Source organism: Shewanella sp. SM68, assembly GCF_025653925.1.
In the GTDB taxonomy this organism is placed as follows: domain Bacteria; phylum Pseudomonadota; class Gammaproteobacteria; order Enterobacterales; family Shewanellaceae; genus Shewanella; species Shewanella oncorhynchi.
Genome location: NZ_JAKKRU010000030.1, coordinates 1 through 1,724, shown reverse-complemented (window position 1 = coordinate 1,724; position 1,724 = coordinate 1). Strand labels below are relative to the sequence as shown.

General features: G+C 53.2%; 1 protein-coding gene. It reads right to left on the bottom strand.

Annotation, left to right across the window (positions count from 1 at the left end; genetic code table 11):
• Positions 1–21 precede the first annotated feature (21 nt).
• Positions 22–1,635 carry an IS1634-like element ISShes12 family transposase gene (locus tag L5M40_RS22480; RefSeq protein WP_011715680.1) on the bottom strand — a complete coding sequence of 538 codons (1,614 nt, stop codon included), beginning with the start codon at positions 1,633–1,635 and terminating at the stop codon, positions 22–24.
• Positions 1,636–1,724 lie beyond the last annotated feature (89 nt).

Genomic DNA, 1,724 nt, shown 5'->3' with positions numbered 1-1,724 from the left:
AACCGACTTTCCGCACCTGATTTAGGAATAAATTTGCCGATACCGTTCGCCTAACACGTCGAGAATGATCTGCTGGTCCACTGTGAGTCCTGTGACTTGAGGTGGCGCCTCTCCCAACTGGTACTCGTGCACCCCGCCAAAGCGTAAAAAAATCCACCGCGCAGTCGGTTTTTGCGTGGGTTTCTTTTTCATGTCCGCCACACTCCGGTTCTGCTCTACTAAGCCCTGCCGGATCCGGTGCTCCAGCGCCGCATAAATCATCAGGCTACAGGTCATCACCATCAGCAACGCTTCGATACGTTCCGGTTTTTTAAGATATAACGAGGAGGTTAAAAATTCGGGACTTTTCAGAAACCTAAAACCACGCTCGACATTCTGCTGGGCTTTATAGGTAGCCAACAGCTCAGCCATGGTGAGCGTTTCACTGTGATCATTGGTCGCGAGGATGAACACCCCTGTCTGGTTGCGCGCCTCAGCCACCCGCGCCAAGCTACTTGCGGCTAACCCCTTGATGTGAAATTGGTAGTTCACCGGCATTTCACCCTTTTGGGGCCTTCCGCGCCCTGCATAGATAGGTTCACTCACGACTTCTGCTTCTAGTTGCAGCAGATTTAAGCTGACAGCAAAACGGGCTAATTCAGCCTGCGCATCGGTCTCGCAGGCAAAACGCTGGGCACATAATTTGTTGAAGGCTTTCAGTTCACGCGTGCTGTCTTTCAGTAGGTTTTTGGCTAATGTTTGCTGCTCACGGTGGCTGGCCTGTTCGCTGCGCACCAGCAACCAACGCTGCGCGACGTCGGCATAATTGGCGCTTTGCCAACAGCCATGATAGCCATTGCCCAGCGCAACCAGCGACTGGGTGCCAATGGTTGCCACGGCTCGCTTGGCTTCATTGAGGGTGACAGGCACACGAGTCACGAACAACTGTTGCTGTTGTGCCAGTAGTTGCAAGGTGTCGGCGCAATACAGCGCCGCATCGCCGACCAGATAACGACTCTCCTGCGCGGCCTTGAGACTGCTCAAGTGGCGCCGTACCGTCTGGGCAAAGGCCTTGGTATCATTAATATTACCACTCAAGGCTTGCATGTAGATGGGCAGGCCGGCCTGATTTTCACAGATAAGCTCCAGGATAACCTGGTTTAGCTCTGGCCGATGGTCGCGGCTATAGCCCCGTACCAATTGCAACTTACCGAGCTGCTCGCCATCGGCTTGGTCATAGGCGCCATCGACGTGGAAGCTGGTGATATCGAGGTGTACTGCAGTACTTTTGAGCCCCAATCGTTCAACGACCTGCTCCGCCATCACCTGATAAAGCGTGCTGACATCGGCCTCAAAGAGGGCATCAAGGCAGCGGCCGAGCACATCATCATTGAGGTCATCGGCACAGATCCCCGGGCCAATCAGGCGTTCTACAGGCTTGTTGGCAAAGAATTGCGGGAACATGTGCAAGGTCGAACTATGAAAGCCAAGACCGTTCAGTATCATCGCCACCAACGCTTCACCATGTGAGACTTTGTAGGGCGGCGTTTTGGGTAGCACCGCATCAATCATGCGAGCAATGCCGAGTTCTTGGCAAAGTGCAGCGACCAAACCAAGGTGGTCGAGGTTACGGATAGAGATAGCGGGAGCGGCCATGATGAATTACCTGCAAAAGAGAGTAATAGATCAGAATGACCGATCGCCGTCAAGTTTTTTAAATCGAAAATTAGGTGCGGAATGACGGA

Coding starts and splice junctions, on each gene's coding strand:
- L5M40_RS22480 (WP_011715680.1), bottom strand. CDS start 1,635: ATGGCCGCTCCCGCTATCTCTATCCGTAACCTCGACCACCTTGGTTTG.